Origin of the sequence: Nostoc sp. LEGE 12447 (assembly GCF_015206985.1) — a bacterium.
Lineage (GTDB): Bacteria > Cyanobacteriota > Cyanobacteriia > Cyanobacteriales > Nostocaceae > Nostoc.
Genome location: NZ_JADEXT010000038.1, coordinates 52995 through 72656 on the forward strand (window position 1 = coordinate 52995; position 19662 = coordinate 72656).

The following is a 19662-nucleotide window of genomic DNA, read 5'->3' on the forward strand; positions in this document are numbered from 1 at the left end:
TATACCCTGTAGGGGCGATTTATGTAGACGCAGAGACGCTTTCCGTAGGGTATTTACCCTACCGGAGAATCAGTGAATATTCAAATGATATCTAAAGATTTTTGATTTTAGTTCTCTAGATAGATCGGTAATTTTAGAGGCAAACTTTAATATGAAATAGTCGAAAGAAAACGACAAAGCACATTCTCACAAAGGAAAGATTCAATGACTAACATTATTGCTTGGCTGGTTTTGGGTTTAATTGCAGGTGCGTTAGCTAAGTTATTTTATCCAGGAACCCAAGGTGGCGGTATTCTCTCCACGATTATATTAGGAATACTTGGAGCGGTAGTCGGTGGTTATTTGGGTCAAGTTTTACTAGGGAGTAGTTCCGCAGCCGCCGCATCTGTAGGAGCTTTATCTTTGGGAAGCATTTTATTTGCTGTTCTGGGTGCTATGCTACTGATTTTCCTGTGGGGTTTACTGACTCGCCGAGCTGTATAATTACCTTCAATTAGCTAATAATCTTGGGAATCACTTCTAACTGCAATAAACCGATAAAATGACATTAGAAAAAGAGCGAAGAACTATAGTAGTTTTCGCTAAATGTTCCGACGCACAATTGGCACTTCAGGAACTAAAAGCTTCTAATTTTCCAATGCACAAAGTTTCTGTAATTGCAAAAAATGCAGAAGAACAAAGTGATATTGCTGGTGTTGAAGTTAAAGATAGCACTAGCAATACATCCTCAGAAGACACCGATCGAGCTTTTACTGGTAGTGCTTTAGGCGATTTGAATGACTTATTAGCTGGTCTAGTCTTCTGGGTAGTTCCTGGTGTAGGCCAAGTCATGGTAGCCGGCGCACAAGCAATAGCGATCGCTAGCAATCTAGCAAGTTGTTTACCGGATGTATTGGTAAGTTTAGGAATTCCTAAAGAGCAAGCAGAAGGTTACAGCGATCTAGTCTGTAAAGGTTATCATTTGGTGATGATAACCGGCATAGACATAGAAATTTGTCTAGCTAAGAGGATTTTTAATCGCCGCGATCTTCAACATTCGGGTGTTTATGAGCCATACTCCACCCCAAATAGCCGTTATAAGCACGCTATTGGTGTTTTTTCTAAGTACCATAATCTCAAAAGAGCGCTTACTGAACTGAGAACTGCTGGTTTTCCGATGAGTCAAGTATCAATAATTGCTAAAATTACCAGCAAAATAAGTGATATTCTTGACATGAATATCAGCAGTTCTCAAGATATTTACCCCACTTTAGGAATTCCTAACGATCTCGCCAGATATTATCAGCATCAGGTCGCAGGTGGAAATTATCTAGTAGTCATAAAAGGCACTGATATCTATATAGCAGGTGCAAGAGCGGTTTTAGAAAGTAACAATATCCAAGATTTTAGTATACATAGCCAATCTGAACTTGATCTGGCTAGAAGCGATCGCTAGAGTATTACTAACTTCTAGTTAAACTCAATAACGTGAAATTTATAGGGAAAGTATATTTTTTTATATAGATGAAATAGTTTACGTAAGTATATATTGCCTTTTAAAACCCTAGTTTTCTAGCATAAAATTGCTTACGATAACTAAGGTTAAGGTTGTTCTTAATATTGGTGTACAATAGTAATGGCATTTTATCCAGCCGCCAAAACTACTATATTTAGCATTTATAGAAAATGAAGTTAATTTTCTGTATCCCATCAGCTTAATTTTACTATTCAAGATTTTTGTCTATTCCTAAAATGGTTTAACTTTCACTATAGAATATTAAAATCTTGTGAAATTATTTAATCTCCTCCAGGGGTTTTTGATAAAAAGATGATGTCAAATTAAATCTAAGCGACAACAAGAGGTTAGCCTTAGAGTAAAATAATATCTGTTTCAAATAGTAAAATAGTCGTCTCATAACCAATCCTACCCATTTTCGGTTCTGAGCCCATTTCCATTTCTACAAGATACGATCAGTTTCCAGAGTTAGGATGACATTCTCTTATGGTTCCCAATCCAACAATAAATTCTACCTTTTGCCCTTTGCAGAATCTAAGTCTTGCTATGTCAATTACTGCGATCATAAAAATCAACCTGTTTTTGTAAAGTCTGATGTTAAATTTATAATCTAAGAACAACTGTTTAAATATCCACCGCAATGCAATATTAAATTTTCAAAAAAATTGTTGCTTCTTTTGAAAGAGATTATGCTATTTAAAGGGTTGAAATTTATTAAAATATAAAAACGTTAGAAAAATTTATTTAGAGAATTATTTAAAATAACGTTACATTTATATATATATATAGAATTAAAGTTGATAATATTTGCCGTACCAAAAACTAGGCATATCCCAGATAAACAAAACATCCTACAGTTAATTTAGATAGTTAGAACGTAATCGAAATAGTCTGAAAAACAGAAATAGTTTAAATACCTGCCTGGAATAATGTTTAACCGTTTGAAGATTGGAACCAAGATTGGAGTAAGTTTTGCCTTGAGTTTGGCAACTCTGACCACCATTGGTCTAATCTCCTACCAAAGCACGAACGATCTAATTGAAACTTCGCGCAAAGAAACTCATACCTACCAGGTGCTAAGTCAGCTTGAAGACCTCAATCTGCAACTGACAAATGCTGAAACTGGTCAACGTGGTTACATTATTACGGGCGAACAGCGCTATTTAGAACCTTATAACGCTGCAATTGAATTACTGAATCAAAAAGTTAAGGAGCTTCAAAGGTTAACAGCAGATAACCCCAACCAACAAAATCGACTTGATACTTTGCAGCCACTGATAACTCAAAGAATGGCTGTAATGAAAGATGTCATTGAGCTACGGGAAGGCCAGGGTTTAGAAGCTTCCCAGAAAGCTATCCTGACAGACCAGGGTAAACAGCTAATGGATCAGATTCAGAAAGTTATCCAGGCGATGAAAACTGAGGAGAATGCACTGCTGAAACAGCGCTCTGAGAGAGCAAGAGCAGCTGGCCGGCAAACGATCGCCAGTATTGTCTATAGTATTCCCTTATTTTCTTTAATTTTAGGTTTGATCGGATTTGCCTTGACCAGACATATCTCAGCACCTCTAAAGCAAGTTTCTGATTTAGCAGAAAAAATGGCGGATGGGGATTTATCGGTGAGTTTAGCAGATAGCGATCGCTACGATGAAATTGGCGTGTTGACGCGCACCTTCAATCAGATGATCGTTAATCTGCGAAATACAACTCAAAAAAATGAAGAGCAAAACTGGTTAAAGTCTAACTTAGCTGAATTTACCCAGATGCTCCAAGGGCAGCGAAATCTGGAAACTGCGTCTAGCTTGATATTGTCGAATTTGGCGCCACTGGTTGGGGCATCACAGGGCGTTTTTTATGCAATGGCCTCTATAGACGATCAGCCAGTACTGAAGTTGTTGAGTAGTTATGCTTACAAAGAACGAAAAAACTTAGCAAATCAGTTTCGCTTGGGTGAAGGATTGGTGGGACAATGCGCTCTAGAAAAACAAAGAATCCTCCTCACAGAAGTTCCTAGTGACTATATCCGCATCAGTTCCGGCTTGGGAGAATCACCACCGCTAAATATTATTGTTTTGCCTATAGTGTTTGAGACGCAGGTGAGTGCCGTAATTGAACTTGCCTCTTTTGGATCTTTCAGCCATCTACATCTGACATTTTTAGAGCAATTGAGTGAAAATCTGGGTGTATTTTTAAATAACATCGCTTCACAATTGCAAACCCAGCAACTACTTGAAGAGTCTGTTGCTTTGACAGAAGAACTGCAAACTCAGCAAGAAGAACTACAACAGAGCAATCAACGTTTAGAAGAACAGGCGCACGAGTTGGAGGAATCACAATTTCTTGTCAAGCAGTCTAATGAAGAATTACAGCAACTAAATGAGGAGTTAGAAGAAAAGGCAGAACTGTTAGAAGTTCAAAATCGGGAAGTCGCTCGTAAGAACCAGGAAGTTGAAAGGGCGAGGAAGTCTTTGGAAGAAAAAGCTGAACAACTGGCTTTGTCTTCCAAATATAAGTCGGAATTTCTGGCGAATATGTCCCACGAATTACGGACACCCTTAAATAGCTTGTTAATTTTAGCCAGACTGTTAGCAGATAATTCTCTTAACAACTTGACCGATAAACAGGTAGAGTACAGCCGGACTATTTACTCAGCTGGTACTGATTTGCTGGAATTGATCAATGACATTCTAGATTTAGCCAAAATTGAGTCGGGTACGATGTCGCTCGATATTGAGCAAATTGCTTTTGCAGATTTGGCAACATCTCTAGAACAGACTTTCCAGCAACTTGCCCACAATAAAGAACTCAGTTTTACTGTTGAACTAGATGACAAGTTACCCCCGACAATTTATAACGATTCTAAACGTCTGCAACAAGTGCTGAAAAATCTCCTAGCTAACGCCTTTAAGTTTACTGAACAGGGAGGCGTGAAGTTAGAAATTAGTATGTTTTCTGACGCAGCCGAAATTGATAATCCGATGATTGCTTTTGCAGTTAGCGATACGGGTATAGGCATTCCAGCCGAGAAGCAGAAGATTATTTTCGAGGCATTTCAGCAGGCAGATGGCACAACCAGCCGCAAGTACGGTGGCACTGGATTAGGTTTGTCCATCAGCCGAGAATTGGCTCAACTGTTGGGAGGGAGAATTGAATTAGTCAGCAAACCAGGGCAGGGAAGCACCTTCACTCTCTACCTACCCAGACGACAGGAAAAGAATAGTCAAAGTACTTTTACACCGCCTCAGCCAATCACAATCCGCCAAGCATCGACTATCAAAGAAGTGCCTCTGGTAGAAAACAGACCCACAACTGTGGACACCTCTCCAACCGCGAAAGTACTTACCACCTTCCCCCAAGAAATTCCAGATGACCGGGAAATAATTCAACTGGGCGATCGCATTTTGCTAATTATCGAGGATGATGATAAATTCGCCCGCATCTTACTAGATATGGCTCGTGAGCAGGGCTTTAAGGTTATAGTTGCCTTACAGAGCAAACAAGGTCTAGCACTCGCGCAACAGTTTAAGCCCGATGCAATTATGCTAGATATTTATATGCCAGAAATGGATGGTTGGACGGTGCTGGATCGTCTAAAGCATAAACCAGATACCAGGCATATACCAGTACATATACTTTCCGTAGATGAAAGACAGCAACGGGGATTACAGCTAGGAGCAATTACTTACCTACAAAAACCTGTTTCTCCAGAAGCGCTAACTCAGGTATTGACTGATATTAAAGGTTTTATTGAGCGTCAGGTAAGAAATCTCCTCATCGTAGAAGACGATCCCGTACAAGCCCAAAGTATTATCGAATTGATTGGTAATGGTGATGTCCAGAGTACAGCAGTAGGTACGGGAGCAGAAGCGCTGTTGATTTTGCGATCGCAGCACTTTGACTGTATGGTACTGGATCTTGGTCTGCCTGATATGAGCGGGTTTGCACTAATTGAGCAAATCAAGAAAGAACCCAGACTGTTGAAACTGCCAATTATCGTTTATACCGGCAAAGAACTCAGCCGCCAAGAAGAAACCCAACTGCGCGGATTAGCAGAGACAATTATCATTAAAAATGTGCGATCGCCAGAGCGGTTATTAGACGAAACGGCCCTGTTTTTGCATCGAGTGCAAGCAAATTTGCCCCCACCAAAGCGTCAAATGCTAGAGCAACTACATCAAAATGACCCGGTGCTAGCTAATCGGAAAATTTTGATTGTAGATGATGACTTGCGGAATATTTTTGCCCTGACCAGCTTCTTAGAAAGCTATCAAATGCAAGTGCTGTTTGCTGAAAATGGCAGAGATGGCATAGAGAGACTGCAAACTAATCCCGACATCAATATAGTATTGATGGATATTATGATGCCAGAAATGGATGGTTACGAAACCACCCGCGCTATCCGCCAGCAACAACAGTTTCGCTCATTACCAATAATTGCTTTAACTGCTAAAGCTATGCCAGGCGATCGCGAAAAGTGCATCGAAGCTGGAGCCTCTGACTACATCACCAAACCTGTAGATACTGAGCAATTGCTTTCACTGCTCCGAGTTTGGCTGTATAGGTAAGGGGGCAGGGGGAGAAAGAGTTTTCTGTAAACCAGCTTGGAAGCTCGAACTATTTGTGTCGTAATCTCAGTACAGAAAGTTTTAAACTACTAAAAGCCCACACTGCACCCAATCAAGGGGTCAGCGTGGGTAATTTTTGCCTGTAACACGAAGACAGTTTAGCGGAACATACTACTAACTGAAGTATCTTCATGAATCCGCCAGATAGTTTCTCCTAAGAGATTAGCTACTGACAACACCACTAGTTGGGGAAAACGATTGTTTTCTGGTATGGGGATCGTGTTGGTGACAATAACTTCCTCAAACAAACCACTGGATAATCGCTCCATCGCTGGTGGGGAAAATACTGCATGAGTTGCACAGGCGTATACCTGACGCGCTCCTTCTTCACGCAGTAATCGCGCCCCTTCTGCGATCGTGCCGCCAGTGTCGATCATGTCATCCACCAACACTGCCGTTTTGCCTTTAACATCGCCGATGACATTTAACACTTCTGCAACATTATGTGCCTGACGACGTTTGTCAATAATCGCCAGGGGAGCATCATTCAGTTTTTTGGCAAATGCTCTGGCTCGTGCTACACCGCCAACATCGGGGGAAACAACCACAAGATCGGGCAATTGCTTGCTTGCTAGATAATCCAGCAATACTGGAGAACCGTAAACATGGTCAAAGGGAATATCGAAATAGCCTTGAATTTGCGCCGAGTGTAAATCCATTGCTAGAACGCGGTTGGCACCTGCTTCGGTGATCAAGTTAGCAACCAGCTTGGCAGTGATTGACTCTCGTCCTGCCGTTTTGCGATCGGCACGAGCATAGCCATAGTAGGGAATTACTGCCGTCACCTGTCGCGCCGAAGCTCGACGACAGGCATCAACCATAATCAATAATTCCATCAAATGATCGTTCACGGGTTGACAGCATGGCTGAATTAAATAGACATCACAACCCCGAATTGATTCTTGGATTTGAACGTAAAGTTCTCCATCCGCAAATCTTTTGCGAATCATTGGGCCCAAGTCCATCCCGACATAACGAGCGACTTCTTGAGACAGAGGTAAATTGGCAGAGCCCGAAAACAGCCGCAAGCGATGATTATCATTCATTCCCGTTGAAGATGCTTGCACTTTGAAAGTTGCAGAACTAAGAACAGCAGATCCTCTATTTGAATTCATAGCAATATTATCATTAAAGATTTAATAGATTTAACTGAGAAATAGCCTAAAAAAAACATCTGTGAGTTTTATTAAAGCTTCCATACAAAATTTAAGCATTTCTCCATAAAATTATCATTCGCTAACTGTCTAATTTTCTTTGGAAGCAAACCATTGATAGCTTAACTGATATCAAGTCCGTCCAGTAAGATGTATAATTCAAATTTTTGAGTTGAGACAAACAACCTCAAGCTATCAAAGATTGGTGTACTAGATTGCTTCTTCTAAATACATCATTTATTACTGACAGTAAAGTATTTATAACTTTAAGTGGTATTGAAGTTTCTTCTTAGACAAGGAGCATTTGGAACTAAGTGTTTAAGTTGTATCCTATTATATTCTACGATACTAGCAATAAATAAGTAAACTGGCAGATTTAATTTTAAGTTTTAATTCACACAATAAAATTCCAAAATAGTTGTATTTAAACAAACTCTCATAGGTGTGGTTTTCGTGCAAGGCTGACAGCGCCAAGCTGCGCTAATTTTTGTTCTTCTTCCCCCAGTGATCTTCTGGGGAGCAATGCTCTAAAAGTGAGATGGGTAACAGGGTAGGCAGGGGAAGAGAAGGAAATAAGTCTATTCATGACTATTTCACTAGAAAAATTCCTCAAATCTTCTCTTTACTCTCCCTGCCTCCCCTGCTCCCCTTGCCCCCTGTATCGTGGACAGTTCTTAAAGTTGCATAAGACACTTGAAACGTGACTTTGCGTATACTCCTAACTGGGGGTATACCCATTAGGTAAGGTAGAATATCGCTGCATGTAACTGTGTCGCCTCTCGGACTTAATCTTGGTGGGTGACTTCCTCCTCAGTTGCTCCTACACTCAATCAATCGCTCATGCAACCACCCATTACAGTTGGCACTGTCTTGCAAAACCGTTACCGCATAATTCAAATTCTCGGACAAGGAGGATTTGGTAGAACCTATCTGGCAGAAGATCAGAGGCGATTTAACGAACTGTGCGCGATCAAGGAATTGATTTCAACAGCAACGGAGGCTTCGGCTTGGGAAAAGGCAAAGGAGCTTTTTCACCGAGAAGCTGCCATTTTATATCAAATCGAACATCCACAAGTCCCCAAATTTCGGGAAAGATTTGAGCAAGACCAACGCTTATTTTTGGTGGAGGACTATGTTGCAGGTCAAACTTATCGAGCGATGCTGGCTGAACGTCAAGCTGTTGGTAAAACCTTCACAGAGGCTGAAGTATTGCAGCTGATACAGTTGTTGTTGCGTGTTTTAGAGCATATTCACAGTCGAGGGATCATTCATCGAGATATCTCGCCAGAAAACATTATTTTGCGAGATAGTGACGCTAAACCTGTGTTAATTGACTTTGGGGTGGTAAAGGAACTAGCAACACGTTTGCGATCGCCAGAGAGTGCCATGCCCGAAACCACTGTGGGAAAATTAGGCTACTCTCCTAGCGAACAAATGCAAACAGGGGGGGCTTACCCTAGCAGTGACTTGTATGCATTAGCGGTAAGCGCGATTGTTTTGCTGACTGGTAAAGAACCAAAGGATCTATTTGATGAAAACCAACTAACTTGGAATTGGCAGCGATGGGTAAAGGTGAGTCCGCGATTTGCTGTAGTGTTGAATCGAATGTTGAATCATATACCGAGCGATCGCTATCAGAGTGCTGCTAGTGTATCTCAAGCACTACAACCTTTAGAACAAGTCAGTCTTCCTCCCCTGAATGCGTCTAATTTGCAGACAATGGCTGTTAGCCGCCGTCCTGACTCAGTACCACCACCAGCTTCGCCGAAGAAACAACCCGATCCTGTGATTCCACCAAGTTCCACTAGTTCAGTCTTGGATAATCCGTTAGCGATCACAGCAATTGCCACTGCTGTAGTCTTTGTCGCCGGATTTGGTTCTTGGGCATTAGTCAGTTCAATCCGCAGTCAGTCGAAACCATCACCAACTGAAACGCTTCCACAAAATTTCCCTTCACCAGTTATTTCTGGTGGTACTACGTTCACAGCCACACCCACACCCACCACTGAGCAACCTATTTCTAGGCGGCTCAATCTGGGAGCAAATAACACAGCCATAGTTACAGATACTCTCAAAACAAATCAAATCATCCGCTATACTTTTTTTGGACAGAAAGGTGACAAGTTAACTGCATTGATTGACCCAACAAGCAGCGTATTGCTCACAGTTTTAAGTCCCAATGAACAACCACTTGCTCAAAATACTCAACCAATAACAGCTTATGAAGGCATATTGCTAGTTACTGGTAGATATACTATTGAGTTAACACTGGCTTCGGGAGTTGCCGAAAGCAATTACAACCTCAATGTTTCATTAGAAAAATCAGTCAAACCAATTCCCACCGAGACACCGATTCCCGTTCCTACAGAGACACCGCTCCCAATTCCTACAGAAACACCCCTCCCAATTCCCACTGAGACACCGATTCCCATTCCTACAGAGACACCGCTCCCAATTCCTACAGAAACACCCTTCCCAATTCCCACAGAGATACCGATTCCAACTCCGCCCACTGGTGAAACGCCAACCTTGCCGCCAGTTAATGAAACACAACCATTTTCTGGCCAAAGAAATTAATGTTAAACACACTACTGATTACTGGAACTGATACCGAAGCTGGCAAAACTGTTTTAACAACAGCCTTAGCAGCCTATTGGCAAAAATATTACCCGCAGCGTAGCTGGGGAATCATGAAACCGATTCAATCGGGGATTGGCGATCGCGAGTGGTATCAAAAGCTATTTGCGCTAGAACAATCTTCAGAGGAAATTACACCGTTATACTTTGAAGCACCTTTAGCCCCTCCCATCGCCGCCGCACGAGAAAATCGCCAAGTCGATTTAGCTCTTGTGTGGCAAGCTTTGTCTAAGTTGCGATCGCAACGTGATTTTGTGCTTGTAGAAGCCTTGGGAGGGTTAGGTTCGCCGGTAACTGACGAGTTAACCGTAGCTGATTTAGCTGGAGAATGGCGTTTACCAACGGTATTGGTAGTACCAGTTAGATTGGGTGCGATCGCTCAAGCAGTGGCAAACGTCGCATTAGCTAGGCAATCGCGCGTTAATCTCAAAGGCATTGTTCTGAACTGTATACAACCCCGAACAGATGCAGAAATAGCTGACTGGACACCACAGCAATTAATTCAATCACTTACTAACATGCCAGTTTTAGGCTGCTTACCCTATTTAGATAATCTGACTGATTTAGATAAACTTGCTCAAATAGCGTCAGATTTAGATTGGGAAACACTGACACTTTGAATTGGGGATTGGGCATTGGAGAAAAATTAGCGAAGTCCAATCACTTTTTACAACTGATGCAGTCACAGTTTTGACATAACTCGGCAATAGCTTTGTCAATAAGACGTGCAATGGTAAGAAAAGACGAAATTAACCTAACTTTAGTGACACACAAGGCAGGATTTACCTGCCTTTTTTAATTTTTGGGACTAAAATAACACTTCATTAGCAGATTTCGTCTGTGCGAAATATGACTAGTTAAAGACGTTTTTAGAATCACCAAATAATCTTTGTTGCCTAACGGTACGCTGCGCGAACAGACGATATTTTGTATTTGCATTTAGATGTCATCCAAGTGCCATGTCTTAGTCACAGAAGCGTCACTAACATAAGTTACTTTGTCGGTGTTTGATTAAAAGTAAATTATTTACGCCTGATATCATGATGCTTTCTTTTGTGGTGGCGAGTGCAGTCTGTGGCAACGGTAGTGAAGTGAATCTAGACTTTGCTAACCTTAGCTGGATTGACGTGATTATTTTAGGCATCGTTCAGGGAATTACAGAACTACTACCAATTAGCAGTACTGCTCATTTGCGGATAGTACCAACTCTACTGGGACTGAAAGATCCGGGATCTGCTTTTTCAGCAGCAATGCAGTTAGCTAGCTTGACTGCTGTTTTAGTCTATTTTTGGCAAGACTTAAAAAAATTAACCGGAGAGACAGTTAGAGCAATTAGCGGACAAGATTATCAATCTAGTTCTTTGCAACTGATGTTGGGCTTATTGATCGGAACCTTGCCCATTGCCGTGGCTGGTGTGCTACTCAAACCAATTCTGAACGCTTGCAACTCACCGATGCGAGGGTTAGTAGTTATCGGTGCAGCTTCAATTATTATGTCAGGATTGCTAGCGATCGCCGAAAAACGCGGAGGACGCGATCGCACCTTTGACAACCTCAACCTCTGGGATGGCATTTGGGTAGGAGTTGCTCAAGCTTTTGCCCTGATCCCTGGCGTTTCTCGCTCCGGTTCCACCCTCACTGCTGGATTATTTTTTGGTATGGAACGGGAGACATCAGCCCGATTTTCTTTTTTGTTGGGCTTACCAGCCGTGATTTTGGCAGGTGGTGTAGAACTCCATACTCTTACGAAAGCAGGGTTGAGTACGGCTGGTTGCTTGACTTTGTTGGTAGGTTTAATCTCCGCTAGCATTTCTGCTTTTGCCGCAATTTGGGGACTCCTGCGCTACCTGGAAAAACACAGCACCTTGATTTTTGTTTTCTACCGTTTTGCGATGGGTTTATTTTTGATAGTTGCTGTGATGGCTGGTTGGTTACAGAATTGATTTTACCTGTTAGCCGCAGGCATAGCTCTTTGGAAAAAAACTTTTTGGCTTACTGGTTAAGAAGATTCTGATGATGATTCTTCGCCATTTCCTACGATAGACTAAGTTAGCTGTACTTAAACTAGCTTGTCTTCATAATGGTTTCTACCTTTCCCAATCCCTCTTCTGTTGATCTATCTCGCATCCGGCTGGCAATTCGCTCATTGCAACCGCAATTGGTAGAGTGGCGGCGGCGATTGCATCAACAACCAGAGTTGGGTTTTCAAGAAAAACTAACGGCTGAGTTTGTATCACAAAAGCTGCAAGAGTGGGGAATTGAGCATCAAATTGGCATTGCTCACACTGGCATTGTTGCCACTATCAAGGGTAACAAATTAGGTGCAGAGAAAGTTTTAGCGATTCGGGCAGATATGGATGCTTTGCCAATCCAAGAACTTAATGAAGTGCCCTATAAATCGCAGCATGATGGAGTGATGCACGCTTGTGGACATGATGGACATACTGCGATCGCATTAGGTACAGCTTACTATCTCCAGCAGCATCGCCAAGACTTCTCCGGTACTGTGAAAATTATCTTTCAGCCAGCAGAAGAATCACCAGGAGGCGCAAAGCCGATGATTGAAGCTGGAGTTCTGAAAAATCCTGATGTTGAAGCGATTATTGGTTTGCACTTGTGGAATAATTTACCCTTGGGAACAGTAGGCGTGCGGGCTGGGGCGTTGATGGCAGCTGTGGAGTGCTTTAACTGCACAATTTTGGGCAAAGGTGGACACGGCGCACTACCCCATCAAACTGTTGACTCTGTAGTAGTTGCTGCCCAAATTGTCAATGCCTTGCAAACCATTGTCGCCCGGAATGTTAATCCCATTGATTCAGCTGTGGTAACGGTGGGCGAACTTCATGCTGGAACCAAGCGGAATGTGATTGCTGATACAGCGCGAATGAGTGCCACTGTTAGATATTTCAATCCTAGTTTGAAAGGCTTTTTCAACCAGCGCGTCGAGCAGATTATTGCTGGAATTTGTCAAAGTCATGGTGCGAGTTATGACTTAGAATACTGGGCACTTTATCCACCAGTAATTAATGATATTAAGATAGCAGAATTGGTGCGAACTGTAGCAGAACAAGTGGTAGAAACACCGTTGGGTATTGTGCCAGAATGCCAAACTATGGCTGCTGAAGATATGTCATTCTTTTTGCAAGAGGTTCCTGGTTGCTATTTCTTTTTAGGTTCTGCAAATCCAGGGAAAGATTTGGCGTATCCTCATCATCATCCCCGGTTTGATTTTGACGAAACGGCGTTGGGAATGGGTGTGGAAATATTTGTTAGATGCGTGGAGAAGTTTTTGAATTGAGTGGGTGTAATTAGATGTTTTTTTACCCTGTTTAATTTACACCCAACTTTCCCAAGAAATTTCTCTTACTTGTCGCATTCGCTCAAAGTCGCTATCAGATGAAACAAGAGTCAATGAATGACGTAAAACTGTAGCAGCTATCCAGAGGTCATTTTCACTAATGCCTATGGTATTTAGTTTGGTTGTTTTACGTTTATTTTTTTCTTTTGGGCCGAATTGTTTGATAATTTCTGATTTAAAATCACCGTAGATTTCTGTTGTTTCTTTGTCGATCCCGTATAGGTTAATTCGTTTGAGAAATGCATTAATTTTTATTAAATTAGCAGCTTTCTGATGTGAGTTTTGTGCCATAAAGTGCAACTCACCAGCAACAATAACACTGGTTGCTAATTGTACCTGACCAAGCGATCGCAAGTGATTTATAACACTAGGCACACCTTCCATCAAGAAAGAACAGTGATTAGTATCTAGTAGATACATAATTAAAATTCTAGAGGTATCCGGCTGTCATGAACTAGTTGCAGGCATTCTCTAATATCTGAACCTGCCCAGCTGCCCACAAATTCTAATAAATCTTCAGCAGTAGAACCTGTTAAGGTATGCTCTGTTGTAAGCATCTGAGCAGATTGGCTATCTGAAGATATGTTGTGTGTTTGATGTTTGGCTTGCAAAAATTGCACAAAATCTAAAATTTCCTGTAATAAGGGTTCAGGTAATTTTTCTAGTTCTTGATTAATTTGTTCTTTAATGGTCATTATTACCCCTATATTTACATACTTGGAAATTTTCCCGCCTACTTACTTAAATTACAATTTAAAAGTCTGTACGCGAGAGAAGAAGCAGTCCGATCTTTATCCATATCTGCTCCATAAATTTCTATCAAGAAACGGTAATCGCAGTCCGGACAAGGGAGATGCCCAAGGGGGGCATTTAGAGAAAAATTGTATTTATCATAAAGCAGCCAGCTTTTTTCCTTGCGCCAGCCCACGCGATCACCTAAACGACACTCCGTTTCATAATCTACTTTGCCACCGCATTCTAGCCAAATGCGTTTTTGTACGCTAAACCCAAAATGACCATTGCTGTATTTTACCCAGAGTTGGTCAATAGTGTGCAAATCAGTACAGGGAAAGTTGTTGATTGATTCTAAATCAAGCGAGCGTTGCTCTTCTTTTTTGGCTACTTTCAGCATGATTCTGGTGGTTATCTCATCTGCTTCTTTCCATTTCTTAGCTTTGAGTAAATTCTCTAGGTTTTGGTAATCTAGCTTCAGATGTAAAGCTAATATCAACTCTGTTAGATTAGCTTGAGAAGAGGAGAGTAAATTCAACCACTCTTCCATTGTCTGGGGTCGATCTTTTGCCTCTAATGCCATACCTTGCAGAATCGCTTCATTTACAGCATCACTAAGACTGGGGACAAGTTGCTTTGGTGGTACTAATTCCTCTTGTTCATACTTGCGGTCAAAGGAATTGGTGGGGCGTTGTCCAGTGATGGCATAGTACAAAGATCCAGCCAAGCAGTAGACATCAACTGTTGAGTGACGAATCCCTTTGCGTGTTAACTCATACGGTGCAAATACCTTGTTACCAAAAGACCTAGACAATGTACTCGGTGGGGACATATCGCCGGCAATACCAAAGTCTATCAACACCGCTTTGCCAGAGTTAGGAATCCCTGAATTAAAGTTAAGCATAATATTAGGAGGAGTGACATCGAGATGTAATACTCCTTTTTTATGTACATCTACTAAAGCTAAACCCATTTGACGGATGTATTTTACAGCTTCAGTTTCGGGTAATGCACCTTGCCGTCGCACATATTCCCATAAACTCTCGCCTGCTATATATTGCATTTCTAAGCAGTAGCGACCATCTTCTTCAACAAAAAAGTCGAATACTTGCACAATATGAGGATGTGAATCTGTACAACACATTGCTAGCATCTGTGCTTCTTTTTTGAAGCGTTCAAGATATTTGGGATAGTCTGGATCTCGTTGGACGCTAATGTTGGGGGTTTTGATGACGACTCGGCGGTTGAGCTTGGTATGCATCGCTTGGTAGGTAACTGCAAAACCACCACCACCCAAGTATTTTTCTATTTTGTATTTGCCGTTGTATATTAGCTGTCCGTCTTGCCAGAACATACGCCCAGATTTATTAATGGCTAATGTTGATTGTGACACGCTTTTTGTGAGTTCTCGTGGTTAGCGTTGCTGAATAAGCTCATGCAGAGGCGCAGAGAGGAAGGTTGAGGTCTTCTGGCTACTGCTGAACTAACTATTGGAGTCGCAAAACCAACTAATGTGACTTGAAAACTAACTATTGGAGTCGCAAAAGCAACTAATGCGACTTGAAAACCAACTTTTGGAGTTGCAAAAGTAACTAATGTGACTTGAAAACCAACTTTTGGAGTCGCAAAAGCAACTAATGTGACTTGAAAACCAACTTTTGGAGTCGCAAAAGCAACTAATGCGACTTGAAAACTAACTTTTGCGTAAGTCTAGCCTATTACCTATTTTGTGGTTTAGCAGAAGATGATGGCGTTTGTTGTGTTGGAGGATTGGTAGGTGCTGATTTGTCTGGGAACCAATCTTTGAATAAATCTGTGCCGTCTTTGACTCCTGATATCAAGGCTGCAAATAATGCTACTACACCCATAATTTCTAATATCCACGCCCACAGAGGTTGTGTCCAAGGAAGTTTGGGAAGAGAAAGACTTGCTGTGTTTAAACCCAATTCTTTTAACCAGTCTTCTACTGTTTCGGGACGCTTGTCGGGTTGTAGTTCCATTGCGTGGAGAATGGCATCATTGACGCGATCGCTAATCTTATCATTCAATTCGTTAGGTGGAATGAAACGCTTATTGTTATCTTGGCGCTCAATAGCACTTTCTGGCTGTTTTCCTGTTAATAAAAAATATAAAGTTGCCGCAAGAGAATAAATATCAGTCCAAGGTTTACGTCGCGCCTGTTGTCTAGGAGAGTTGGAATACAGTTCAATTGGTGTAAATTTATCAACCAAGTTACCGCGACTTGACACTGGGTTATCAACAAATCTTCGTGCTAAATCGAAGTTTATCAAAACAACCTGATGCGTACCTGACCGCAGAATGATATTTTCTGGTTTCACATCTCGATGTAAAAATCCTTGTTCATGCACTACTATGAGTGCTTTTCCAATTTGTTGAATATAATCTACAGCCTCTTTTTCAGGGAGAAATCCTCGCGGTTGGACAATCTTGGCTAAATTGTCTCCTAGAATATGCTCCATGACCATGCATTTTAAATCACCTTCCTCGAAGGTATCAATGACTTGGACAATATTCGGATGTTTGCATATTGCTAGTTTACGCGATTCATCTGCAAAACCTGATTTTAAGCGATCGCGGTCTTCGTTACTTAATTGATTCAGCAAATTGGAATCCAATGTTTTAATCACAACTTTCTTGGCATCCCGATCCTCAGCAAGATAAGTAATAGCGAAGTTCCCCTGTCCTAACTGTTGCTTAATTTCATACCGCTCGCGGTGTAACTTTTGTCCAGGTACCCAAGTCATTGGTTGATTATCTCAGAGAGTTGTATTAATTTTTGCATATAGCCATTCTCCTGTGGATGTAATACAGATTCTCTCAACAAATGTTCTGTAGCTTGTACCCTGACATCTAATAGTGAAGCTGTTATGCTTCAAAAAATATAATATGACGCGATCGCAAAAGTTGTGTTATAAAAACGGGCAAAGTCTTACAAAATACAAAAATCTTTTACTGTAAAGCTTTTTCGGTAAATGCGTAATTTTCATACCAATGGCATCAAATGCTACTGTAACCAATCAAGCTTTAGCGTTTAATCATCAGTAATCTTTAAAAAATTGCAAAAATAATGTTAAGTATACCTATTAACTTAAATTTACCTCGTATACCCCGTTTAATAACTTCTTTACCTGGGCCTCTTGCTCAAGCAATTGTACAACGCGATCGCGCCGTAACTTCCCCTTCTTACACCCGCGATTACCCATTAGTTGTATCTCGCGGCCAGGGCTGTATGATTGAAGATGTGGATGGCAATGTATTTCTGGATATGACCGCAGGTATTGCTGTCACCGCCACCGGACACGCCCACCCGGAAGTCGTCAAAGCAATTCAGGAACAGTCGGCGCGTCTGCTGCACATGTCAGGAACGGATTTTTATTATGAACCGATGGTGGAACTAGCGGAACAACTAGCGATTCGCGCCCCGTTTCCTCAACCACAGAGTCACAGTGCATTCCCCGCAAAAGTATTTTTCACCAATTCCGGGGCAGAGTCAAACGAAGGAGCAATTAAACTAGCTAGATATTACACCAAGCGATCGCTAATTGTGGCTTTCTTAGGTGCATTTCACGGACGCACTTATGGGGCAATGTCTCTCACGGGTTCTAAAGCAGTGCAGCGAGCGAATTTTGGGCCTTTAGTTCCTGGGGTGACACATATCCCTTATGGGACTCACGCTAGCTTAGATTACCTGGAACAACAGCTATTTGGCACAATTTTACCACCCCAAGAAGTAGCCGCGATTGTAGTTGAAGCAATTCAGGGAGAGGGCGGGTATATCGTACCAGAGGATGGTTTTTTAAAACGGATTCGGGATATTTGCGATCGCCACGGTATTCTGATGGTAGTGGATGAAGTGCAAGCAGGAATGGGGCGGACTGGTCGCTTATTTGCGATCGAGCATTGGGGTGTGATGCCTGATATTATTACCACTGCCAAAGGTATCGCCAGTGGTCTGCCATTAGGTGCGATACTTGCCAGACCAGAGTTAATGACTTGGCCTCCAGGTTCTCACGCTACCACATTTGGCGGTAATCCTGTAGCTTGTGCTGCCGGTATTGCCACACTACAATTGCTGGAAAGTGGTTTGATGACCAACGCTACCCAGATGGGAGAATTCTTACAAGCTAGTCTTACCCAGTTGCATCAAAGATTTCCCAGAGTATCGCCGCCACGAGGTAAAGGTTTGATGGTAGCCGTGGATTTATTGGATGAACAGGGTAATCTCGATCATAAATTGCGCGATCGCATTATTCAAGAAGCTTTTTTACGCGGTTTATTATTACTAGGTTGCGGTAAAGCGGCAATTCGTTTCTGTCCCCCTCTAGTTATCGACAGCGACCAAATTCAAATCGCCCTTCAGATTATCAGTGATATTTTAAGTTCTTAAAAGATGACCAATGACAAATGACAAATGACAAATGACAAATTTATATGAAACCCGAAATAGCCTTAAATTTATGGAAATTACTTTGGCAAGAATACAGCGCCAGAGTAAATCATGCCCGTACCTACCAGCAAATGATAACTACTGCGGGTGGGACTGTTGCCAACGACCACATCGCCTTTCGGTCTTTGCGTTTATTAGTAGATAGTCCACAGGGTCAAGTTAATTTAGGAATTGACTATCTCGCACAATTTGCAGAAGCTTTGGGTTACGTGGCGGCTGGAGAGTATAATTTTGCTCAAACTCATCTATATGCCCGTCATTATCGCCATCCCCAGCAAGATGAATTTAACTTACCCAAACTCTTTATCAGCGAGTTGATTGTTGATGAACTGCCTGCTAATATTGCTCAACTCATCTCTAAAACAGTATCTGCAATCCCACACCAACTAACCTCAGCCGTTACTCTTCTCAAAAAAGACGCGGAGATTGAAACTATTGCCAAACAACTTCAGCAAGTCTTCACCCGTCCTTGGCTACCTCCTAAGCGTTCTGTTGTAGAAGAGGTCAATCAGGTTACTCAATATGGGGCTTGGGTGTTGCTGCACGGATATGGTGTCAACCATTTTACAGGCTACGTCAACGGACAGAACACCCCAGAATATCCAGATATTGATACTACCGCTAGTGGTTTGGCTCATCTGGGTGTACCAATGAAAGCAGAGATAGAGGGAAATATTGCCTGTGGTTTGCGGCAAACTGCAACTCAAGCTGTAACAGAAATGGTGACAGTGCTAGATGATAACAGTGGCGCAGAAATTCAGATCCCTTGGACTTACGCTTATTATGAAATTGCCCAGCGTTATCTAGTCGAAATCGAGCCTGGAAAGCAGATACTTTTCGATGCTTTTTTAGGAAGTAATGCCCAGCAATTGTTTGAAATGACTCGTCTATCTAAATAAACCTCATCCATGTTGAAACCTAGAGTTTTTTAAAAGATATATTTATGTAGCGACTGTCTTAAATGTCAAGTGCGTTAGCGTAGCTCACCGTAGGTATCGCCTTGCAGAAAACCTCAAAGACAATGCGATTAGCTTGGGGTAAACGCAGTGAAACCCAACGAATAATCGGCGTTGCAGAATAGAAATATGAATTAGTGCGATCACTATGAAATGTCCAAGGTGTGCGTCAAGCCACATTCGCAAAAATGGTAAACAAAGAGGTAAACAAAACTACATTTGTGTGGAATGTGGTCG

The 19662-nt window shown here is 41.8% G+C and carries 15 protein-coding genes; 10 read left to right on the top strand and 5 right to left on the bottom strand.

What is annotated here, in order from left to right:
• The first annotated feature begins 204 nt into the window (after positions 1-204).
• From IQ274_RS28025 to IQ274_RS28035, 3 genes are all read left to right on the top strand, one after another.
• Positions 205-483, top strand: coding sequence for a GlsB/YeaQ/YmgE family stress response membrane protein (locus IQ274_RS28025; protein WP_114083839.1), 279 nt, complete (start codon positions 205-207; stop codon positions 481-483).
• 58 nt (positions 484-541) lie between these two features.
• Positions 542-1435, top strand: a complete 894-nt coding sequence (locus IQ274_RS28030; protein WP_194144128.1) for a hypothetical protein — start codon at positions 542-544, stop codon at positions 1433-1435.
• A gap of 989 nt (positions 1436-2424) precedes the next feature.
• Complete coding sequence (locus IQ274_RS28035) at positions 2425-6060, top strand: response regulator (RefSeq protein ID WP_194144129.1); 3636 nt, start codon at positions 2425-2427, stop codon at positions 6058-6060.
• A gap of 158 nt (positions 6061-6218) precedes the next feature.
• Here IQ274_RS28035 and IQ274_RS28040 read toward each other — a convergent pair whose 3' ends face one another.
• Positions 6219-7235, bottom strand: coding sequence for a ribose-phosphate pyrophosphokinase (locus IQ274_RS28040; protein ID WP_163928651.1), 1017 nt, complete (start codon positions 7233-7235; stop codon positions 6219-6221).
• A gap of 879 nt (positions 7236-8114) precedes the next feature.
• On the opposite strand from IQ274_RS28040, the gene IQ274_RS28045 reads away from it, so the two are divergent.
• The 4 genes from IQ274_RS28045 (at position 8115) to IQ274_RS28060 (ending at position 13209) form a co-directional block, all read left to right on the top strand.
• Entirely contained in the window at positions 8115-9851 is a 1737-nt protein-coding gene (locus tag IQ274_RS28045; RefSeq protein ID WP_163928650.1) for a serine/threonine-protein kinase, read from the top strand.
• Positions 9851-10531, top strand: a complete 681-nt coding sequence (bioD, locus tag IQ274_RS28050; protein WP_194144130.1) for a dethiobiotin synthase — start codon at positions 9851-9853, stop codon at positions 10529-10531. The genes IQ274_RS28045 and bioD overlap by 1 nt, the downstream gene beginning before the upstream one ends.
• Positions 10532-10951: 420 nt before the next feature.
• Positions 10952-11854, top strand: coding sequence for an undecaprenyl-diphosphate phosphatase (locus IQ274_RS28055; protein ID WP_194144131.1), 903 nt, complete (start codon positions 10952-10954; stop codon positions 11852-11854).
• A gap of 137 nt (positions 11855-11991) precedes the next feature.
• Entirely contained in the window at positions 11992-13209 is a 1218-nt protein-coding gene (locus IQ274_RS28060) for a M20 family metallopeptidase (RefSeq protein WP_194144132.1), read from the top strand.
• A gap of 36 nt (positions 13210-13245) precedes the next feature.
• On the opposite strand, the gene IQ274_RS28065 is transcribed toward IQ274_RS28060, so the two are convergent.
• From IQ274_RS28065 to IQ274_RS28080, 4 genes are all read right to left on the bottom strand, one after another.
• Complete coding sequence (locus IQ274_RS28065) at positions 13246-13689, bottom strand: type II toxin-antitoxin system VapC family toxin (protein ID WP_194144133.1); 444 nt, start codon at positions 13687-13689, stop codon at positions 13246-13248.
• Between the two features lie 2 nt (positions 13690-13691).
• Positions 13692-13964: a DUF2281 domain-containing protein gene (locus tag IQ274_RS28070; protein WP_194144134.1), complete on the bottom strand. Its 273-nt coding sequence runs from the start codon at positions 13962-13964 to the stop codon at positions 13692-13694.
• A gap of 38 nt (positions 13965-14002) precedes the next feature.
• Complete coding sequence (locus IQ274_RS28075; RefSeq protein ID WP_322745357.1) at positions 14003-15394, bottom strand: serine/threonine-protein kinase; 1392 nt, start codon at positions 15392-15394, stop codon at positions 14003-14005.
• Positions 15395-15719: 325 nt separating this feature from the next.
• Positions 15720-16766 carry a serine/threonine protein kinase gene (locus IQ274_RS28080; RefSeq protein WP_194144135.1) on the bottom strand — a complete coding sequence of 349 codons (1047 nt, stop codon included), beginning with the start codon at positions 16764-16766 and terminating at the stop codon, positions 15720-15722.
• Between the two features lie 323 nt (positions 16767-17089).
• On the opposite strand from IQ274_RS28080, the gene IQ274_RS28085 reads away from it, so the two are divergent.
• The 3 genes from IQ274_RS28085 to IQ274_RS28095 form a co-directional block, all read left to right on the top strand.
• A complete protein-coding gene (locus IQ274_RS28085) occupies positions 17090-18409 on the top strand; it encodes an acetyl ornithine aminotransferase family protein (protein WP_194144136.1) in 1320 nt (439 codons plus the stop codon).
• 44 nt (positions 18410-18453) lie between these two features.
• On the top strand, positions 18454-19368 hold the full coding sequence (locus tag IQ274_RS28090; RefSeq protein WP_194144137.1) for a DUF1338 domain-containing protein: 915 nt from the start codon (positions 18454-18456) through the stop codon (positions 19366-19368).
• Between the two features lie 205 nt (positions 19369-19573).
• A partial coding sequence (locus IQ274_RS28095) for a transposase-like zinc-binding domain-containing protein (protein ID WP_416209850.1) occupies positions 19574-19662 on the top strand: 89 nt, incomplete at its 3' end.

Coding starts and splice junctions, on each gene's coding strand:
- IQ274_RS28030 (WP_194144128.1), top strand. CDS start 542: ATGACATTAGAAAAAGAGCGAAGAACTATAGTAGTTTTCGCTAAATGT.
- IQ274_RS28035 (WP_194144129.1), top strand. CDS start 2,425: ATGTTTAACCGTTTGAAGATTGGAACCAAGATTGGAGTAAGTTTTGCC.
- IQ274_RS28080 (WP_194144135.1), bottom strand. CDS start 16,766: ATGACTTGGGTACCTGGACAAAAGTTACACCGCGAGCGGTATGAAATT.
- IQ274_RS28060 (WP_194144132.1), top strand. CDS start 11,992: ATGGTTTCTACCTTTCCCAATCCCTCTTCTGTTGATCTATCTCGCATC.
- IQ274_RS28040 (WP_163928651.1), bottom strand. CDS start 7,235: ATGAATTCAAATAGAGGATCTGCTGTTCTTAGTTCTGCAACTTTCAAA.
- IQ274_RS28055 (WP_194144131.1), top strand. CDS start 10,952: ATGATGCTTTCTTTTGTGGTGGCGAGTGCAGTCTGTGGCAACGGTAGT.
- IQ274_RS28070 (WP_194144134.1), bottom strand. CDS start 13,964: ATGACCATTAAAGAACAAATTAATCAAGAACTAGAAAAATTACCTGAA.
- IQ274_RS28085 (WP_194144136.1), top strand. CDS start 17,090: ATGTTAAGTATACCTATTAACTTAAATTTACCTCGTATACCCCGTTTA.
- bioD (WP_194144130.1), top strand. CDS start 9,851: ATGTTAAACACACTACTGATTACTGGAACTGATACCGAAGCTGGCAAA.
- IQ274_RS28065 (WP_194144133.1), bottom strand. CDS start 13,689: ATGTATCTACTAGATACTAATCACTGTTCTTTCTTGATGGAAGGTGTG.
- IQ274_RS28045 (WP_163928650.1), top strand. CDS start 8,115: ATGCAACCACCCATTACAGTTGGCACTGTCTTGCAAAACCGTTACCGC.
- IQ274_RS28025 (WP_114083839.1), top strand. CDS start 205: ATGACTAACATTATTGCTTGGCTGGTTTTGGGTTTAATTGCAGGTGCG.
- IQ274_RS28090 (WP_194144137.1), top strand. CDS start 18,454: ATGAAACCCGAAATAGCCTTAAATTTATGGAAATTACTTTGGCAAGAA.